Raw genomic sequence first — 251 nt, 5'->3', positions numbered from 1 at the left:
AACGCTGAGCCAGCGCGCAAACAACGCGATCGTCGCCACGCAAACTGCATCCACCTTCTTCATCATGCCCGCGATATTCGCGGGACATGTGGCTCAACTCAAGATGCCTCGGCTGGACGCTTACCGTACTTCTACCATCGGGCCCGCACAGCGGTCGGCGACAAGTACCTTGGTGTGCGCCAATCCCTCACCGAGATCTTCGAGTCAAACCACCGCTGCTACGGCTACCGCAGGCTGCAGGCCTCGCTGAC

At 60.6% G+C, this 251-nt stretch carries 1 pseudogene; it reads left to right on the top strand.

The features are described from left to right. Nucleotides 1-117: 117 nt before the first annotated feature. Nucleotides 118-251, top strand: a pseudogene (locus tag NFX52_RS31445) (IS3-like element ISCod1 family transposase); the annotation flags it as partial.

The sequence above is a fragment of the Acidovorax facilis genome (genome assembly GCF_023913775.1).
GTDB classification, from domain to species: domain Bacteria; phylum Pseudomonadota; class Gammaproteobacteria; order Burkholderiales; family Burkholderiaceae_C; genus Acidovorax; species Acidovorax facilis.
Note: the sequence above shows the minus strand (reverse complement) of the source record. Positions and strands in the feature narration are given on the sequence as shown.